This window comes from Burkholderia paludis (genome assembly GCF_000732615.1).
Taxonomy (GTDB): domain Bacteria; phylum Pseudomonadota; class Gammaproteobacteria; order Burkholderiales; family Burkholderiaceae; genus Burkholderia; species Burkholderia paludis.
Map to the genome: position 1 here is coordinate 1 of NZ_JPGL01000154.1, position 1,135 is coordinate 1,135.

The 1,135-nt window shown below is 55.2% G+C and carries 1 protein-coding gene and 1 rRNA gene; one reads left to right on the forward strand and one right to left on the reverse strand.

Features of this window, described 5'->3' with window-relative positions; all coding sequences use genetic code 11:
* Positions 1 to 432: 432 nt before the first annotated feature.
* Positions 433 to 765 carry a hypothetical protein gene (locus tag GQ56_RS0138930; RefSeq protein WP_031403764.1) on the forward strand — a complete coding sequence of 111 codons (333 nt, stop codon included), beginning with the start codon at positions 433 to 435 and terminating at the stop codon, positions 763 to 765.
* Between the two features lie 242 nt (positions 766 to 1,007).
* Here GQ56_RS0138930 and rrf read toward each other — a convergent pair.
* Positions 1,008 to 1,120, reverse strand: a 5S ribosomal RNA gene (gene rrf / locus GQ56_RS0138935).
* Between the last annotated feature and the right edge of the window lie 15 nt (positions 1,121 to 1,135).

Genomic DNA, 1,135 nt, shown 5'->3' on the forward strand with positions numbered 1-1,135 from the left:
TGGCTATCCGTGAACTTCGACTTCTTCATTGCGTAGAACTCCCTTTGCTGGAAATTCTACTTCCGATCCCGCTTACTGGCCGGGGGTATTACCCGACGAGCAGAGCAATCACAGACAAAGAACGACTTCGAACAACCGCCGTTGGACGTCGCCAAGCTGATTCGTCTTCTTGACGGTGAGCGAAGGCAATCACGAGGTCCGGATCTTGCTGTGACGAGCACAAGGCTGCTCTAAAGTCATTGCCCGAAATCGCGCTGTAACGGAACACGAGTACTGCATACCTATACCGTTTGGTCATTCCTCGAATTTTCCAATTTTCGAGATGCCCAGTTAGATAGACTTAAACGGCATCACCGCAAAAAAGCGCGGGCCGCATGGGCTGCCACCCATACGACCCGCTGACCACAACCAACTCGTCACTGGAGTCGGAAGATGGCTAACGCCTATAGTAAGTCACGTCCCAAGAAGCTCAAACAGTATCCAACGGTTGAGCTGCCCCTCGGCAACAAGCCTGACCTTCCCCAAGATGGCCAACCGTACATGCCATGGATGCGCGCCATCGACGCGCATTTCGAGATGTTCGGATTCAAGCCGGGTGATCGCGTCTATCTTCGGTTCAACTTTGATTCCCGAAGGGTCATCATCACGCCCGACTACAACGCGCTGAACTGGCGAGAGCAGCCCTATGGTGCAGCTGCCCAAGAAGAGGAAGAGGAGCTGGAACACGCGGCGCTGGCCCCTTTGCGCCGCTCTGTTGTCTGGTGATGGCTCGGCGTGAAGCATTTCGGCGCGCGCCTTGATGCAAATGGTCCGTGGCGGTGTTGCAAGTAACTTCAACAACCGTCACAACAGACGAAAAGTTACGTTCCGCTCTCTCGGCATTCGACTGCATCGCAAGCATCAGTGCATGCAGCACGACACGCATCCATGCCGAGTACTCCGCACGCATTTCCGCCGCTCAAATGCAAAAACCCCCGCCTTTCGGGCGGGGGTTCTTGGCTTAGGGAGCCTGACGATTACCTACTTTCACACGGGAATCCGCACTATCATCGGCGTAGAGTCGTTTCACGGTCCTGTTCGGGATGGGAAGGGGTGGGACCGACTCGCTATGGTCATCAGGCAAAGAGGGTTGTTG

Bases quoted from the DNA above. Each gene is read 5' to 3' on its own strand.
- GQ56_RS0138930 (WP_031403764.1), top strand. From the start codon at position 433: ATGGCTAACGCCTATAGTAAGTCACGTCCCAAGAAGCTCAAACAGTAT.